This window comes from Campylobacter sp. CFSAN093260, from assembly GCF_012890095.1.
GTDB classification, from domain to species: Bacteria; Campylobacterota; Campylobacteria; order Campylobacterales; family Campylobacteraceae; genus Campylobacter_D; species Campylobacter_D jejuni.
On the sequence record NZ_CP040618.1, the window covers coordinates 798073 to 813246 of the forward strand.

Annotated in this window: 17 protein-coding genes; 3 read left to right on the plus strand and 14 right to left on the minus strand. The window is 29.2% G+C overall.

Annotated features, from left to right (window positions below; all coding sequences use genetic code 11):
• Nucleotides 1–2: 2 nt before the first annotated feature.
• From metG to mobB, 4 genes are read right to left on the minus strand one after another with little or no spacing between them, the layout of a single operon-like run.
• On the minus strand, nucleotides 3–1889 hold the full coding sequence (metG, locus tag FBF22_RS04075; RefSeq protein ID WP_002885074.1) for a methionine--tRNA ligase: 1887 nt from the start codon (nucleotides 1887–1889) through the stop codon (nucleotides 3–5).
• 9 nt (nucleotides 1890–1898) lie between these two features.
• Nucleotides 1899–2096 (minus strand): hypothetical protein, encoded by a 198-nt coding sequence (locus FBF22_RS04080; protein WP_002797008.1) that lies wholly within the window; start codon nucleotides 2094–2096, stop codon nucleotides 1899–1901.
• Nucleotides 2089–2931: a class 1 fructose-bisphosphatase gene (locus tag FBF22_RS04085; protein WP_002868153.1), complete on the minus strand. Its 843-nt coding sequence runs from the start codon at nucleotides 2929–2931 to the stop codon at nucleotides 2089–2091. Before FBF22_RS04085 ends, FBF22_RS04080 begins: the two co-directional genes overlap by 8 nt.
• A 1-nt stretch (nucleotide 2932) precedes the next feature.
• Nucleotides 2933–3424, minus strand: a complete 492-nt coding sequence (gene mobB, locus FBF22_RS04090; RefSeq protein WP_002885058.1) for a molybdopterin-guanine dinucleotide biosynthesis protein B — start codon at nucleotides 3422–3424, stop codon at nucleotides 2933–2935.
• Between the two features lie 95 nt (nucleotides 3425–3519).
• On the opposite strand from mobB, the gene FBF22_RS04095 reads away from it, so the two are divergent.
• Entirely contained in the window at nucleotides 3520–4005 is a 486-nt protein-coding gene (locus FBF22_RS04095) for a lipoprotein (RefSeq protein WP_002859520.1), read from the plus strand.
• Here the strand turns inward: FBF22_RS04095 and FBF22_RS04100 are convergent.
• From FBF22_RS04100 to gltX, 3 genes are read right to left on the minus strand one after another with little or no spacing between them, the layout of a single operon-like run.
• Nucleotides 3902–5527, minus strand: a complete 1626-nt coding sequence (locus tag FBF22_RS04100; RefSeq protein ID WP_002885056.1) for a lytic transglycosylase domain-containing protein — start codon at nucleotides 5525–5527, stop codon at nucleotides 3902–3904. The two genes, FBF22_RS04095 and FBF22_RS04100, sit on opposite strands and share 104 nt — an antisense overlap.
• Nucleotides 5524–5805 carry a YggT family protein gene (locus FBF22_RS04105; RefSeq protein ID WP_002852501.1) on the minus strand — a complete coding sequence of 94 codons (282 nt, stop codon included), beginning with the start codon at nucleotides 5803–5805 and terminating at the stop codon, nucleotides 5524–5526. The genes FBF22_RS04100 and FBF22_RS04105 overlap by 4 nt, the downstream gene beginning before the upstream one ends.
• A gap of 2 nt (nucleotides 5806–5807) precedes the next feature.
• The gene (gene gltX, locus FBF22_RS04110; RefSeq protein ID WP_002859522.1) at nucleotides 5808–7103 is read right to left on the minus strand and encodes a glutamate--tRNA ligase; all 1296 of its coding nucleotides are present in this window, start codon (nucleotides 7101–7103) and stop codon (nucleotides 5808–5810) included.
• 85 nt (nucleotides 7104–7188) lie between these two features.
• On the opposite strand from gltX, the gene FBF22_RS04115 reads away from it, so the two are divergent.
• Complete coding sequence (locus FBF22_RS04115; protein ID WP_002873515.1) at nucleotides 7189–8313, plus strand: metallophosphoesterase; 1125 nt, start codon at nucleotides 7189–7191, stop codon at nucleotides 8311–8313.
• Nucleotides 8310–9110: a phosphatidylserine decarboxylase gene (locus tag FBF22_RS04120; RefSeq protein WP_002885054.1), complete on the plus strand. Its 801-nt coding sequence runs from the start codon at nucleotides 8310–8312 to the stop codon at nucleotides 9108–9110. Before FBF22_RS04115 ends, FBF22_RS04120 begins: the two co-directional genes overlap by 4 nt.
• Here FBF22_RS04120 and FBF22_RS04125 read toward each other — a convergent pair.
• Genes FBF22_RS04125 through FBF22_RS04155 form a run of 7 tightly spaced genes read right to left on the minus strand, consistent with a single transcriptional unit; the run spans nucleotide 9107 to nucleotide 15149 of the window.
• Nucleotides 9107–9388, minus strand: a complete 282-nt coding sequence (locus FBF22_RS04125) for a FlhB-like flagellar biosynthesis protein (RefSeq protein ID WP_002852641.1) — start codon at nucleotides 9386–9388, stop codon at nucleotides 9107–9109. The genes FBF22_RS04120 and FBF22_RS04125 overlap by 4 nt on opposite strands.
• On the minus strand, nucleotides 9385–11544 hold the full coding sequence (locus FBF22_RS04130) for a flagellar hook-length control protein FliK (protein ID WP_002885053.1): 2160 nt from the start codon (nucleotides 11542–11544) through the stop codon (nucleotides 9385–9387). Before FBF22_RS04130 ends, FBF22_RS04125 begins: the two co-directional genes overlap by 4 nt.
• A complete protein-coding gene (locus tag FBF22_RS04135) occupies nucleotides 11537–12724 on the minus strand; it encodes an MFS transporter (RefSeq protein ID WP_002885052.1) in 1188 nt (395 codons plus the stop codon). The genes FBF22_RS04130 and FBF22_RS04135 overlap by 8 nt, the downstream gene beginning before the upstream one ends.
• Nucleotides 12702–13205 (minus strand): membrane protein, encoded by a 504-nt coding sequence (locus FBF22_RS04140; protein WP_002868148.1) that lies wholly within the window; start codon nucleotides 13203–13205, stop codon nucleotides 12702–12704. Before FBF22_RS04140 ends, FBF22_RS04135 begins: the two co-directional genes overlap by 23 nt.
• On the minus strand, nucleotides 13205–13534 hold the full coding sequence (locus FBF22_RS04145; protein ID WP_002852414.1) for an AtpZ/AtpI family protein: 330 nt from the start codon (nucleotides 13532–13534) through the stop codon (nucleotides 13205–13207). The genes FBF22_RS04140 and FBF22_RS04145 overlap by 1 nt, the downstream gene beginning before the upstream one ends.
• On the minus strand, nucleotides 13531–14805 hold the full coding sequence (gene hemL, locus FBF22_RS04150) for a glutamate-1-semialdehyde 2,1-aminomutase (RefSeq protein WP_002860511.1): 1275 nt from the start codon (nucleotides 14803–14805) through the stop codon (nucleotides 13531–13533). Before hemL ends, FBF22_RS04145 begins: the two co-directional genes overlap by 4 nt.
• Complete coding sequence (locus FBF22_RS04155; RefSeq protein WP_002859529.1) at nucleotides 14802–15149, minus strand: hypothetical protein; 348 nt, start codon at nucleotides 15147–15149, stop codon at nucleotides 14802–14804. Before FBF22_RS04155 ends, hemL begins: the two co-directional genes overlap by 4 nt.
• Nucleotides 15150–15174 lie beyond the last annotated feature (25 nt).

The window sequence follows — 15174 nt, forward strand, 5'->3', positions numbered from 1 at the left end:
TTTTAACCCACTAAAGAGCCGTTTTGCACAAGTTGTTCAGGGGTGATTAAAACAAGTTTATCTCCGCTTTTTGCAGAAAGTATCATACCATCGCTTTCATGTCCAAAAATTTTAGCTTTTTTAAGATTGCTTATAACGCAAACTTGTTTACCGATTAAATCACTGGCCTTATAGTATTTTGCTATGCCTGAGAGTACTTGACGGATTTCTTTATCGTCAAGTTCGAGTTGAAATTTTAAAAGTTTTTCACTCCCTTCTATATTTTGACAATCAAGTACCTTAGCAACTTTGATTTCAATTTTTGCAAAATCATCGATTTTTATTTTAGGACTTTCTTCTTTTTTAGGTTCTTCTTTAATTTCTTGTTTTAAAAGAGCTTTTTCTACTTTTGGAAATAAAGCTTCGCAAGGATTTGCTTTAAAATCTAAAAGTTCATTATCAAGTATCATTTTTGTGTAATTTGCAGACGAAATTTCAAAATTTAAAGCTAAGGCCACCTTTTGAGAGGACTTTGGTAGAGTAGGGCTTAATAAAAGGCTTGTTTTGGCTAAAATATTTGCACAAAGTGCAATTAAAGCATTAGCTTGTTCGTGTTTGTTTTCTTTGATTAAATTCCAAGGTTCGTATTTACTAATGGCTAAATTTGCCACACTTAAGGCTTTAAAAAGTTCTTCTAAATAACGATTACACTGTAAGTTTTCTAAAAATTCTACCGCTAAATTTAAGTGTTCTTTTGCTTGATTTAGTTCGGCATTGTAAAATTTTAAAACACCTTCTTTTGAAATATTTCCTTGAGAATATTTTGTACTCATACCTATAATGCGATTAAGTAAATTTCCAAATTCATTGCTAAGCTCTGCATTGATACGATTTATCAGCATATTTTCGCTAAAATCCCCATCGTTACCAAAAGGCACTTCTCTAAGCAAGAAATATCTAAAAGCTTCACTTCCATAGGCATCAACTACTTCTTTAGGTTTTACAACATTGCCTTTAGATTTGCTCATTTTTTCACCTTCTTTAGTCCACCAGCCATGTGCACCTATAAATTTTGGCAAAGGCAAATCCACGCTCATTAAAAAAGCTGGCCAATAAATGGCATGAAAACGCAAGATATCTTTTCCTACTAAATGCACATGCGCAGGCCAAAATTTAGCATTTTCTCCCTTGTTTTGAAAGTCAAGTGAGCTTACATAGATAAAAAGTGCATCAAGCCATACATAAATAATATGTTTATCATCATTAATTTCTTGAGGCAGTTTAATCCCCCAATCAAAACTTGTTCTTGTAATGGAAAGATCTTTAAGGCCGTTTTGGACAAAATTTATAAGTTCGTTTTTTTTGTTTTTTGGCAAGATGGGATCTTTTTCTTCATACCATTGTAAAATTTTATCTTGATATTTTGAAAGTTTGAAAAAATAGCTTTCTTCTTTTAAAATTCTAGTTTGTTTGCCACAATCTGGGCAAGAACAATCGTTAATAAGCTGACTTTGAGTAAAAAAGCTTTCACAAGAAATACAATAGTGTCCTTCGTATTCATCTTTATAAATATCACCTTTTTGCCACATTTTTAAAAACATAGCTTTAACAAATTCAATATGCCTTGTATCAGTTGTTCTTGCGTAAATATCATAGGTGATTTCAAATTCATCCCATAATTTTTTAAATTCAAAACTGATTTTATCAGCGTATTCTTGAGGAGTGGAATTTCTTAGTTTGGCAGCTTCTTCGATTTTTTGTCCATGCTCATCTGTTCCTGTTAGAAATCTTGTTTCATGTCCTTGCAAACGATAAAATCTTGCTAAAGTATCGGCTATGATGGTAGTATAAGCATGACCTAAATGAGGTACATCATTTACATAATAAATTGGTGTTGTAATATAACGCATTTTTTTCCTTTAAAAGTCAAATCCGCCTTCGGTTTTACCCTTAGACATACTGTTATAGACTGCATCAACATAATTTTTTCTAGTTTGGCAGTTAAAAATTTCATCGCAATTATAACAAGAGTTTAGGTTTTTTGAGTTTTGACATGAAAGTAAAATTTCTTTTTTTTTATCCATATCTTGCTCAAATTCATCTCTAACTTCATTCATTGTAAGCCTTTAAAAGTTTTGAAATTTCATATTCTGAGCCAAAAAAACAAGGAGTTGTCGCATGGATTTTATCAAATTCAAGTTCAAGTAAAGAGCGGTTTTTTCCATTTGTAGTTTTTCCGCCTGCTTTTTCTATGATAAAGGCTAGAGGAAAGACTTCAAAAAAGGCACGAAGTTTGCCATTAGGCGCATCTTGTGTTGCAGGATAGCTAAAAATGCCACCCCCTTTTAATAAAATTTGATTGATATCGCTTACCATGGCTCCAGAATATCTTAAGCGATAGCCTTCATCAAAAAGACTTTTGATAAATTTAGCGTGTTTTTCTTCCCAAAATTTTTGCGTTCCGCCTGTAGCATTAATCTTGCCTTTTTCATTCATTTTAAGATCTTTTATAAAAATAAATTCATTATTTGCATTTAAGCGATAAAGTTTTGGCTGATCTTTGCAAATCACAAGTTCTAATCGCGCTCCATACATACTATAAAGCGCAGCTCTTAAATTTTTAGCACTTGCTTTTTCTTCATAGATAGCAAAAATAGAACCTATGGCAAAATTAACATCCATTAAGCTAGAACCGTCTAAAGGATCATAAGCTACGATAAAATTTGCCCTCTCGTTAAGCGTTAAAATTTCATCTTTTTCTTCACTGATGATGGCTTTAATACTTGAACATTGACTTAGGGTTTTTGTGATGATTTCATCACTTAAAACATCAAACTTGAGTTGGGTATCGCCTGTAAAATTTTGATTTTGACTGTAGCTTGTATCGGGAAATTTTAAAGCGTTAGAAATTTCTAAAACCGCTTTTTGTATATAAGAAATCACTTCTTGCATTTTATAATTCTCCTTGTAAATTTTTAGCATTTTTAAGTATGTATTGGCAAATAGCTTGTATATCGTTTAAATCAAGCCAAGTAAGATAAGGGTGAGAAATTTTTTCATAGCTTGCAATGGCGTTTGAAAAAATAAAATAACTTTCATCAATTTCTTTGCAAAATACGCTAATGCGTGGTAAATCAAGAGTTTTTAATCCTTCAACCAAACAAATGTCAAAATCAGGGCTTAATTTTAAAGCTTTTAAAATATCTCTATTTTCATGAGAAAAAAAAGTTGTTCTTGTAGGGCTTAAAACCATGACTTCAGCTCCACTTTGAAAAAATTTAAAACTATCTTTACCGTTAAAATCAAATTGAGCTTTATTGGCAGGATCATGTTTAATGATTAAAACTTTTAAATTTTGTTGCAAAAAATTATCAGCTATTTTGGTTATGAGTGTAGTTTTTCCTGAATTTGAAGGCCCGCTAAAAGCTATAATAAGTTGTTTCATAAAATATACTCTTAATTTTTTTGCAAAATTATATCTTTTTAAACCAAAAAATAGGGTTAAAAGGCTACAATAATACTAAAAAATATGGAAAAAGAATGAAAATTTATAGTGTAATTTTAGGTGCTTTTTTGCTTGGAGCTTGTTCTTTAAAAGATCAGGCGATTGTGGATACAAATTTAAAATCTCAAACTTTAATGTTTACTCAAAAATACAAAATCACACAAGATAAGATTAATGCCATTATAACTATGTCTTATTTAAACCCAATTCTAGACAAGACAAGTAAAGATGATGTATTGGCCTTGTCTTTTACTCCAAATACATTAAAAATTCAAAATTTAGAAGTTTTTATCAATAATAAAAAAGCCAATATTGAAAAATTGGATGATGAGTATTTAAAATATATAATACAAAACAACTATACTGATTATTTTAAAGCATCTCTTCCTAGTGTCAAGGAAGAGACTAGGCTTGTAGCTAAGATTTGTTTAGATCATTTGCCTTGTTTTGAATTAAATTTTCAAAAATATCCGAAATCTTTATACTATCGTTCAGAAGATGTCGATACACAATATAATTAGCTAGAACTTTTTTTCCGTAAATTCGGCTTTCTTGATAAGGAACTAGCTCCATAGACAAGAAAGGTTCAAATTTGCCTGTCTTAAACATATCATTTCTTGCAAGCATACGGTTAGTAAATCCTATACCGCCATTATAAGCATAAGCGACAAAAAGTGGAGATTTTAAACGTGATTCAAGGTAATTTAGATGATAGTTTCCAAAGTAATATGCTATTTCAGGTTTAAACATAAAATCTTGATCGAAATTTGGAATTTTTAATTCTTTTTCCCCTATGTGATTGGCCAAAAATGGCATAAATTGCATCATGCCTAAAGCATAAGAAACTGAAATAGCAGTTGGAATAAAACGACTTTCTTGTCTGGCAATAGCCAAAATTAAAGCTTGTCTTGTTTTGTTATAGTCTTTTATATTGTCATAATAAGGCATTATAAAATAATGTTTTTTAAAATTATTTTTGCGTTCTAATATGTAAGCATAAATAGGCAAGGTTTCTTGTGTGTCAAATTCTTTTGCCAAGACATCTAGTTGACTTGCGTTAGCATCGCGAATTTGTTTGTTTATTTTTTGCCAAGCAAAAGGATCTTGCATATTAAAATTATTTTTTTTCTTGCTTGGATTAAGGCTTTCTATCTTTGGAAAAGGTGTGTTAGTAAGTTCTTTTGCGTAAAGACTATAAATATTTAAAGAAGAACTTTGCGATAAAGTTTTTAAATCTTCTTCATTGTTTTTAATCAACCACATCCAAAATATAGCATTGTCTTTATTACTTTGCGATTTAAAACTTTGTGCCGCCTTTTTAAAAAAGTCATAAGCAAGCTCTGTTTTATCATAAGTTAAGGCATTGACTCCTAAATAGAAAGCAGAATCTTCACTTATATTTTCAGGATTTATTTCTAGCATAGAATATCTAAATTTTGGATTTTCTTTTTTAATAATAATATTTTGTGCAAAATCTTTAAAACCAGTGTGGTTTGGTAGTTTATTGACTAAACTTGTATTTAAATCTAAGTCGTATTTTTTAGAATAATTATAAAGTTTAAAAAAACCATTAATATCTTCTTTTTGTACTATATAGCTCATAGGATCAGAAGTATTAAAAGCTAGCAATAAATTTGTCAAATCAGGTCTTTGATTTTTAAAGGTTTGAGCTAAAGTAGTTCGGTCTTTGGAATTTAGACTCGCTATAAAAACTAATGAATTTAAGCGCACACTTTGACAAGTTAAATTTGCATCTAAGATAGTATTTGCTGTATAGGTATAGCATTTAGCATATTTTGGGTTGATATAAGGCTTTAAAGGGATGATTTTTTCAAGTTCAGATTTAATTTTTCCTATATAGCGAAAAATATGAGAATTTAAATCCTGTGCATCTTTTTTACTGATTTTATTTTTTTCTAAAAGCCTATAAATATAATAATCCTTAGCAAGTGAATTTTCTTCCTTTTTGAGTTTTTCTATACTATATTGTGTAGCATTTAAACTTGAAAAAATAAATAAAAAAACGAGTATTTTTTTTATCACAATATACTCCTTAAGATATTCCCAAGAAAAATGCCAAGAAACTGCAATGCTAAGACTATAATCAAAGGCGCAAGATCAATATTACCAATGCGTGTTGGAATTTTTCTAACTAAGGCGTAAGCAGGGTAGCTTAGTTTATATAAAATTTGCACTATAGGATTATAAGGATCAGGGTTTACCCAGCTTAGAAGTGCTGTGATGATAATAATCCAAGTATAAATGTTAATGACAATTTGTAGTACTTGAAAAATAGAAATAATAAAAGAGTCTATAACCATAGTTAAATCCTTGCTAATTCGTGAATAAAATTTTTAATATAAGGATAAAGATCGCTAAGCTCAGGTCCGTGGATATTTCCTGTTAAAATTATCCTTAAAGGCATGAAAAATTTTTTACCTTTTAAGTTGCTTTTGTTTAAAAGTTCATTTTTAAAATCTTCATAATTTTCAAAAAGTTCAATATCTTTTAAGAGTTCTTTTAAAATTTTACATTCTGTTTCAAACTCGCCAAAATTTTTTGCGTTAAAAATAGCTTGCATTTTTTCTTTAAGTTCTTTTATAGTACTTGCTTCTTGAGTGTAAAATTTAGCAAGTGGTGCAAGATCTTTGTTTAAATCTAAAATTTTATTAAGCTCATCATCTTTTATCATTTTGATATGTTCGCGATTAATTTGTAAGAGTTTTTTAAGATCAAATCTTGCTGGAGCTTTTGAAACTTTAGAAATATCAAACCATTTTATAGCTTCTTCTAAGGTAAAAATTTCACAAGGAGTTTTATTGCCTAGTATGACAAGATAATTCGCGATTGCGCTAGGTAAAATTCCACTTTCAAGTAGCCATTTTACAGAAGAATGTGCTTCTCTTTTACTCATTTTAACACCTTCTTCGTTTAAAATGATAGGCAAGTGTGCATAAGTCATGGCTTTATTATAACCTAAGCTTGCGCGGATATGTTCTTGTTTTGGAGTGTTTGAAACATGATCTTCTCCGCGTATAATACAAGTGACATTTTCAAGCATATCATCAACCGCACAAGCAAAATTATAAGTTGGAGTTTTATCCGTTCTCATAATCACAAAAGAGTCTATGTTTTCAGGCTCAAAACTAAGCTCGCCTTTGATAAAATCAGTAAATTTCATAGTATGAGTAGGTTTTTTAAGACGGATAACAAAGGGTTTTTCACATTCTAAAACATCAATATCGGCTAGTTTTTCACAAGTGCCATCGTAGCGATAAGCTTTACCTTGTTTTTTAGCCAGCTCTTTTTTTGCTTCAAGTTCTTCTTCGGTGCAAAAACAAGCAAAAGCTTTTTTTTCGCTTACAAGTTTTAAAGCCATTTGGCGATGGAATTTTAAATTTTCACTTTGTATATAGTAATGCTGCCATGAAATACTAAAAAGATTTAAAATTTCTTTGATTTCTTCTTCTTTTCCTGCTATATTTCTAGCCTTATCAGTATCTTCAATACGTAAGATAAAATCCATATTTTTTTGTCTTGCACAGATATAATTAAAAATTGCTGCGCGTAAATTTCCTATGTGCATATCACCTGTGGGAGAAGGTGCAAAACGGTACATCTTATAGCCTTTAAAATTATTTAAAGGCTTATTATAACAGAAAAATTTATACGGATATTTAATTTTACTTGGTTATAATACTTTTATGATATTTTTAATTTTTTCTTTCATTGTGTTATTGATTTTTGGCTTAGCAAATGTTTATATTTATAAAAGATTAATCAAGAAAATTACTCTTTTTAAGTATTTTTATAAAATTTTTTCCTTTATTTTTATTGTGCTTTTTTTAGCTCAAGCTGTGTTTTTAATATTTCGTAGAGATGAATATTTAAGTGATACTTGGTATGAAATTTTAGCCATGTTTTATGCGCCGACTTATTGTTTGTTTTTTATGACTTTAGCTTGGGATTTTGTTAAATTGATTTTAGCTCTTATGGGTAAAAGAGATAAAACATATAATCTTATTTTGCGTTTGATTTTTGAACTTTCTCTTATAGTTTTAAGTGTGTTTTTAATTTATGCAAGTATAAATAATGCTCTAAAAACACCTGAAGTAAAGAGTGTTGATGTTGAAATACCAAATCTTAAAAAAGATTTAAAAATTGTCATGCTTACTGATATACATTTGGGTAAAAATTTGCATGAAAATTTTTTAGACAAGCTCATCACTAAAGTGAATTTGCAAAGTCCTGATATGGTTGTAATAGTAGGGGATCTGATTGATACTAATCCTAAAGATTTAAAAAATTACATCTCAAAACTTAATGATTTTAACTCCACTTACGGAACTTTTTATGCTTTGGGAAATCATGAGTATTATCATGGTATCAATGAAGTTTTGGATTTACTTAGAAAACATACTAATATGAAAATTTTAGTCAATCAAAATTTAGATTTGGGTTTTATAAATATTGCTGGACTTGGAGATTTAGCCGGACTTGATAGGGGTTTATATGCTCCTGATTTAGCAAGAATAAAAGTGGATTTAAATACAAGTAAAGCTAGTATTTTACTCACACATCAACCTAAAACAGCTTTGCTTTATGATTTAAGTGATTTTGATCTTGTTTTAAGTGGGCATACACATGGAGGGCAAATTTTCCCTTTTATGTTTTTAGTTAAACTTCAGCAAGGTTTTGTTCATGGGCTTTATGATTTAGGAGAAAAAACTAAGCTTTATGTGAGTAGTGGAGCAGGATTTTGGGGGCCAAGTCTTAGAGTTTTTGCTCCGAGTGAAATAGTGATTTTAAATTTAAAAGGAAAAAAATGAGTTTTTCAAAAGAAAGTTCGAGACTTTTTGGTTTTGTAGCGGGGATTAAATTTCCTAAAATGATACAAAAAGTTATTAATGAAAATTATGTTAAGTATTTTAATATCAATATGAGTGAATTTAAAGCTCCTTGTGAATATGAGAGTTTAAATGCTCTCTTTACAAGAACTTTGCAAATTCCAAGAAAATTTGAAGAAGGTTTTATCAGTCCAAGTGATGGTAAAATTTTAGAGTGTGGAAGTACTTTTTTAGCAAATGAAGAACATTTTGCTTTTTCTATAAAAGGACATGCTTATAGCGTTGAGGAGCTTTTAAAAGATAGCTTTGAAAAAGATGAACTTAAAAATGGGCTTGATTATGTCAATATTTATCTTTCTCCAAAAGATTATCATCGTTATCACAGCCCTTGTGATATGCAAATTTTAAGTGCAACTTACACAAGTGGAGTGCTTTATAGCGTAAATGAAAAACATTTAGAACGCATTAGTAATTTATATGTAAAAAATGAAAGAGTGAGCTTGAAATGTCAAAATGAAAAAGGTATTTTTTGGCTTGTTTTTGTAGGAGCGCAAAATGTAGGAAAAATGCGTTTTAATTTTGATACAAGCATACAAACCAATGCTAAAATTTCTCATAATTTTACTAGAAAATATGAAAATTTAAATTTCAAAAAAGGCGAAGAACTAGGAAATTTTGAACTGGGTTCTACTATAGTTTTAATCTCTCAAAAAGGGATTTTAAATTTTAATTTAAAAGCAGGGCAGGGTATTAAATTTGGAGAAAAAATAGCGGATTAGTTTTTAGGAGTTTTATTTGCCATTTGATAGATAAAGGCAAAAACTTCAGCTACAGCTTTATACATATTAGGTGGAATTTCATCGCCTAAGTCAAGTTTGCTTAAAATTTCTATTAAATCTTCATCTTCTTTAATAGGAACTCCGTGTTCCTTGGCTAAAGAAATAATTTTAGCAGCACTTTCACCTTTGCCACTTGCAAGCACTTTTGGGGCAGAGTTTTTTTCTTTTTGATAGCCTAGAGCTACAGCTTTTTTAATCGATCTTTTGATTTTGCTCATACTTTTTTATCCATACCCATTTCAAGATCTAAATTTTTCATATTTCTAGTATCAAATTTACTTCTTATGATATCACCTACAAAGAAATTTGCACTTAAAAGTCCTGCTTTATTGATATTTCTTTTAAGCTCATGGGCATTTTCATAGATGGTTTTTCTAAATTCAATATTTTCTGCCATAATATTAATATCTATATATTTTTCATTATTTAAAGAAATAAGAATTTCCAAATCCCCAAGTTTTGCAAATTCGAGTTTAATCTGAGCAAAAAATTTATCCTTTTTTCCGCGTCTAAACATAATTTTAGAATCATTTAAATCATCCCAAGAAAAAGGCAGATAAGTATTGATAGAATCATTAGCTAAAGACATAAGCTGATTGATTTCAATTTGTGCTAAAAGACGATTAGCTTGATTATATATAGCTTCATTGCCTTCATTTTTAGCCAAATTTGAAATTTGCAAAAGTGTTGATTTTACATCATGATGTAAAGATTCAGCTATATCTTGTTCTGTTTTTGGTTTAATTTGCGCTAGATCTTTGGTAGAAAGATTGAGTTTGTGTTCGAGATTTTTAAGTTCTGCTTGATTAAGCTTGGCATTTTGAGTATAGGGTTCAAGTTCTTTCAAGCTTTCATTAAGTCTACGAGAAAGATTGTTTAAATTTTTACTTAAATCTTGCACTTGTTCTAGATCTAAATTTTCTACATTAAATGCTAAATTTTTTACAATATTTTGTTTTATAAATTCCTGATTTTTAAAAATATTTTGCATAGTTTGGTTATTGTTAGATTGAATATTTTGAGTATTATTTAAATTTTGCGTATTGTTTGTGTTAGGATTTGAAGTGTTGGTATTTGTATTGATTGAAGTTTTGTTTTCTATTTTTGTTTCATAAAATTTTGGATTTTCTTTGATATTTTCTTTTGATTTTTCTTGTTTTTCATCTTTAATTTTTTCTTGGTTTGGAGTAGAATTTTTTATATCATTGTCTGGCTTATTTTCTGTTTCATTATTTTGAATATCATTTTTTGTATCTTGGGTATCTTCTTCATGGGTTTTTATACCAGAATCTAAATTTTCATCTTCTTTTGATGCTTTTATATGTTTTTCTTCATCTTGGTTTTTTGTATTATGATTAAGTTTTTCTTCTTTCATATTTTCTTTGTTACTTAAAAGATTTTCTAAAATATTTTCTTTATCTTGTATTTTAGAAGCTTGATTGCCTAGTATATTTTTTAAAGTATTTTCAAGTTTTTCAAAGGTGGTAGCAGTTTGCTTAAGGATGTTTGGATCTTTTATCATTAAATTTTCTGGCTTATTAAGAGCTTTGAAAAAATCATTTTTGATGGAATTTAATTCTTTTAAAATTTTATTAGCTATAGGGGTGATTTTTTCTTGAGCATGACTGGGATTTTTACTTATATAATTTTTAAAATTTTCCAATTTAGAACTTAAATTTAAAAGTGCTTTAAAAGAACTTTGATTTAAAATTTGCTTATTTTCATTTTTGCTAGAATTAATAATATTTTTTAATTCTTTTAAAGTGTCTTTTGGGCTTAAATTTGTATTTGCAAGCTGGGCTATCTGAACCCTTAGTTTTTCGCTACTAAGACCTTTGATTGTACTTAAAAGAGAGTGAAAACTTTTGGGTAGTAATTCTTCGTTTAGGGCATCTTTTAATTTAGCTTCTAAAAATACGCCTGAATTTTTAAACAAAGGAGCTAAGTTATTGTTTTTTATTTCACTGGCAGGTTTTAAAATTTGATTTAATCTGTCTAAAACTTGTGTAAAAGTATCACTTTTTGCAAGTTCTGTACTTAAGATTTTTAATTCATTAGCAAAATTAGGAGCTAAATTTAAATTTTTTCCTTGTTTAAGTACAGGGGAATCGGGATTTTTTTGAGCATTGATTTGATCTAAAAGTTTATTAACAAGTTCTTTTAATTTGGTACCTGTTTCATTTTGAACAAATTTTGCTAGTATTTCCTCACTACTAGCGTCCTTGCTTAAACCTAAATTTTGCTTTAAAGCTTGTGCAAGTGCTTCTTTTGGATTGTCTTTTAAATTTGTTTTATCTTTTGAAGCAGAGTTATCTACTTTTAAATCATTTTTTTGCGTATTGGCAATTTGACTTGCTAGTTGAGTATTAATCATCAAATATCACCATATTTCCAGGCTTTTTCTTAAATTTTTTATTTAAAATATTTGGTTTATTGATAGCAAAAAGAATTAAAAATGCTAAAGAAACTATATAAAACCATATAAAACCTTTGATTTCAAAGTATTGCATTAAAAAACCTAAAATCAAAGGACCAAAAAAAGAGCCTAAAGAATAGCAAAAAAGAACCCCACGACCTAACTCTACACCTTTATTTTTGCTTACTAAAACATCATTTGCTCTAGCAAGTGCTAAAGCATATAAGCAAAATATTCCTATACCAAGAGTAATTCCTAAAAAATATTGCATATATAAATGAAGTTTAAAAAAGATAAATATAAGCATAGTGATAAATCCTATACTTGCACAAGTGATAATGGCAAATTTGCGACCAAGTTTGTCTGAAATAGTTCCTATGATGGTTTGTGCAATAAAACCACCTAAAACCCCACAAAATATAAAATAAGAAACCGCTTTTGTATCAAAACCTTGCAAAAGTATAAATAAAGATGCCATAGAAAAAAAGCCATTTATAAGCATTCCGGCTATAAAGCTTGTGACGATAGCTAAAGGAGCTATATCAAAAATTTTAGGTATAGAAATAGGACTTGATGCGGGTAAAACAGGTTCTTTGATTTTAATTAGATTTAAAGGTAAAGATGAAAGTAAAATTAAAGTTGCACTGAGGATAAATACACTATGTTTGCTTAAATTTAACGCTATGATTAAAACTCCAATACCAAACGCAAGATAAAAAACAATTTCATAAAAACCTAAAATTCTAGATCGAATGGCATTTTTGCTTTTTTCATTAAGCCATGATTCTATGACCATTAAAAGTCCATAGTAGCAAATTCCTATGAAAAATCTTAAAACAGCCCAAAAAATAAGATTTTCGCTTACTGTATGAAGCATAGCTGAAATTCCAAAAATAGCACCAAATAGCCCAAAAGAGCGTATATGACCTATACGAGAAATAATTTTATGAGCACTGATGGTTCCAATAAGAGCGCCTACAAAAAAACAAGAACTTACTACTCCAACAGCTAAAGAACTTTCTCCGTTTTCTTTTAATATAACACCTATAGAGCTTACTATCAAGGCATTACCTGCAAATAAAAATGCCATACCAGCAAAAAGTGCTGTCATTGATTTAATAATTTTTTTTGGACTCATACTTTTTTATATATAAAATAAAAATAAACACACAAACTAGCAAGGATGAAATTCCACAAATATAAGCAAAGATATCTAATTTATCTTGGCGATGTAAAAATAAAAATCCAGCAACCAATACTACATAAGCCATCAATTTAAAGAGAGTAAAAAACATAGCAAAAAAATGGATTTTCTCTTTAACATTTGGCTTTAAATCGTCTTTTAGAACTTTAAAATGAATAATTTTTGATAAATTTTGTTTTTTTTTGATAAAAAGTGATGAAATGAAATTAAAATCTTTTTCATAATTTTTTGATTTTTTTATAATGACTTTTTTATAATTTAAATAAGAAGCAAAAATAATCAATAAAACACTAAAAAAAGCTATTTCATAGCTTAAAAATGTATCTAATTTAAAATGATTTAACGATGAAAATATGATCCAAAAAAATAAATGAATAATGGCAAAAATACAAAATAGAGCTTTTTTATGTTCCATTATTTGTTCTTTTCTTTTTGAATTTTTTCTTTGATCAACTCATCTCTTTCTTTAAATTCTTCATAGCTTTTTACTTGAACTTTATAAGCTTTGTAAACATTAAGTATAGCAGCACTGATCCCCCAAAAAACTCCAAGCCAAAAAAGCCAAGGATAAGGAGTAAATTTTTTAAGTAAATATCCTATTCCCACACCTATAAATACAGCAACAACCATAGAGATACCAAGACTTAAACCATCCGCAGCTTCAAGAGTTTTGCGAATGATTTTTTGTCTTTTGCTGTTGGAATTTTCTAAGTGATTTTTTTCTTCTTTTAAAATATTGCTCATATTCTTTTAAAGCTTTCCCTAACAGCCTCTAGTGTTGTATCTATAATTTTATCATCCATTTTTGAACATATAAAGCCTGTTTCAAATTGAGAAGGTGCTAAATAAATTCCATTTTCAAGCATATTTTTGTGAAATTTTGAAAATAATGCTAGATCGGATTTTAATGCATCTTGGTAGTTTGATACAGGATCTTTGGTGAAAAAGTATCCAAACATAGAACCTACATGACAAACTTGCAGTGGAAGTCCTTTTTCATCTGCTAATTTTTTCATTCCTTGGGTAAGTTTTTTTGCTAATTTTCCAAGTTTGTCATAAAGCTTGGTTTTCTTTTTGGCTTTTGTAAGACTTGCTATACCTGCAGCCATTGCTAAAGGATTTCCACTTAAAGTTCCTGCTTGATAAACTCCACCCAAAGGACTTAAAATATCCATAATTTCAGCTCTAGAAGCAAATGCTGCTGCAGGTAGACCGCCTCCTATTACCTTACCAAAAGTAATTATATCTGCTTGGATATGATTGATTCCATAGGAACCAAGGTAAGATGCTCTATATCCACTCATTACTTCATCAAAAATCAGCAGAGTTTGATTGTTTTTACAGATCTTAGCAAGTTCTTCTAAAAAATCTTGTTTAGCTGGAACTAACCCCATATTTCCAGCAATAGGCTCAATGATAACACATGCAATATCTTTATTTTTTTCAAAAAGCTCTTTAACGCTATTTATATCATTATATTTAGCTACTAAAGTGTGTTTAGCTACATCTTCTAAAACACCCAAAGAACTAGGAGAGTTAAAAGTAGCAGCACCACTTCCTGCACTCACTAATAATGAATCAGAATGCCCGTGATAACATCCTTCAAATTTTAAAATTTTATCTTTTTTAGTAAAACCACGGGCAAGACGAATAGCACTCATGGTTGCTTCTGTTCCACTGCTTACAAAGCGGATCTTTTCTAAATGAGGAAAATCAGATAAAACAAGCTTGGCAAGTTCAGTTTCTAATAAAGTTGGAGCTCCAAAACTTGAACCTTTATGAAGTGCTTTTTGACAAGCTTTTTGTATATCTTTATCGCAATGTCCAAAAAGTAAAGGCCCCCAGCTTTGAACATAGTCTATATAAGAATTTCCATCTATATCGAAAATATAAGCACCTTTTCCATGAGAAATAAATTTTGGCTCACTTTGAACATTTGCAAAAGCACGAACTGGAGAATTTACACCACCTGCGATGAATTTACACGCTTCTTTAAAAGCTTTTTTGTTTGTCATTTTTCTTCCTTGCTAAATTGCTTGATGTAATTATATAAAGTTACAATTTCATCATTTGTTAAAGAGTAATTTGGCATGATTGATTTTGCGTCTTTACTCTGATTAAGAGAATTTTTAAAATTCTCAAAACTAAGATTTTGTATACTTGGAACTTTATAAGCTGTTTTAATACCATTTTTCATATAATATCCTAAAATTTGTTCGCTTCCATCTGTTCCATGACATTCTTTACAACTAATGCCCCTTGGATTTTCATAAAGCATTTTAGAGTATTCTTTAAGAGTGATAAAATCAGCACCAAAAAGACTGATACTAAATAAAAAAAACATTAAAACAATTTTCAAAGTTTCACCTTGTTAATGAAGTTTT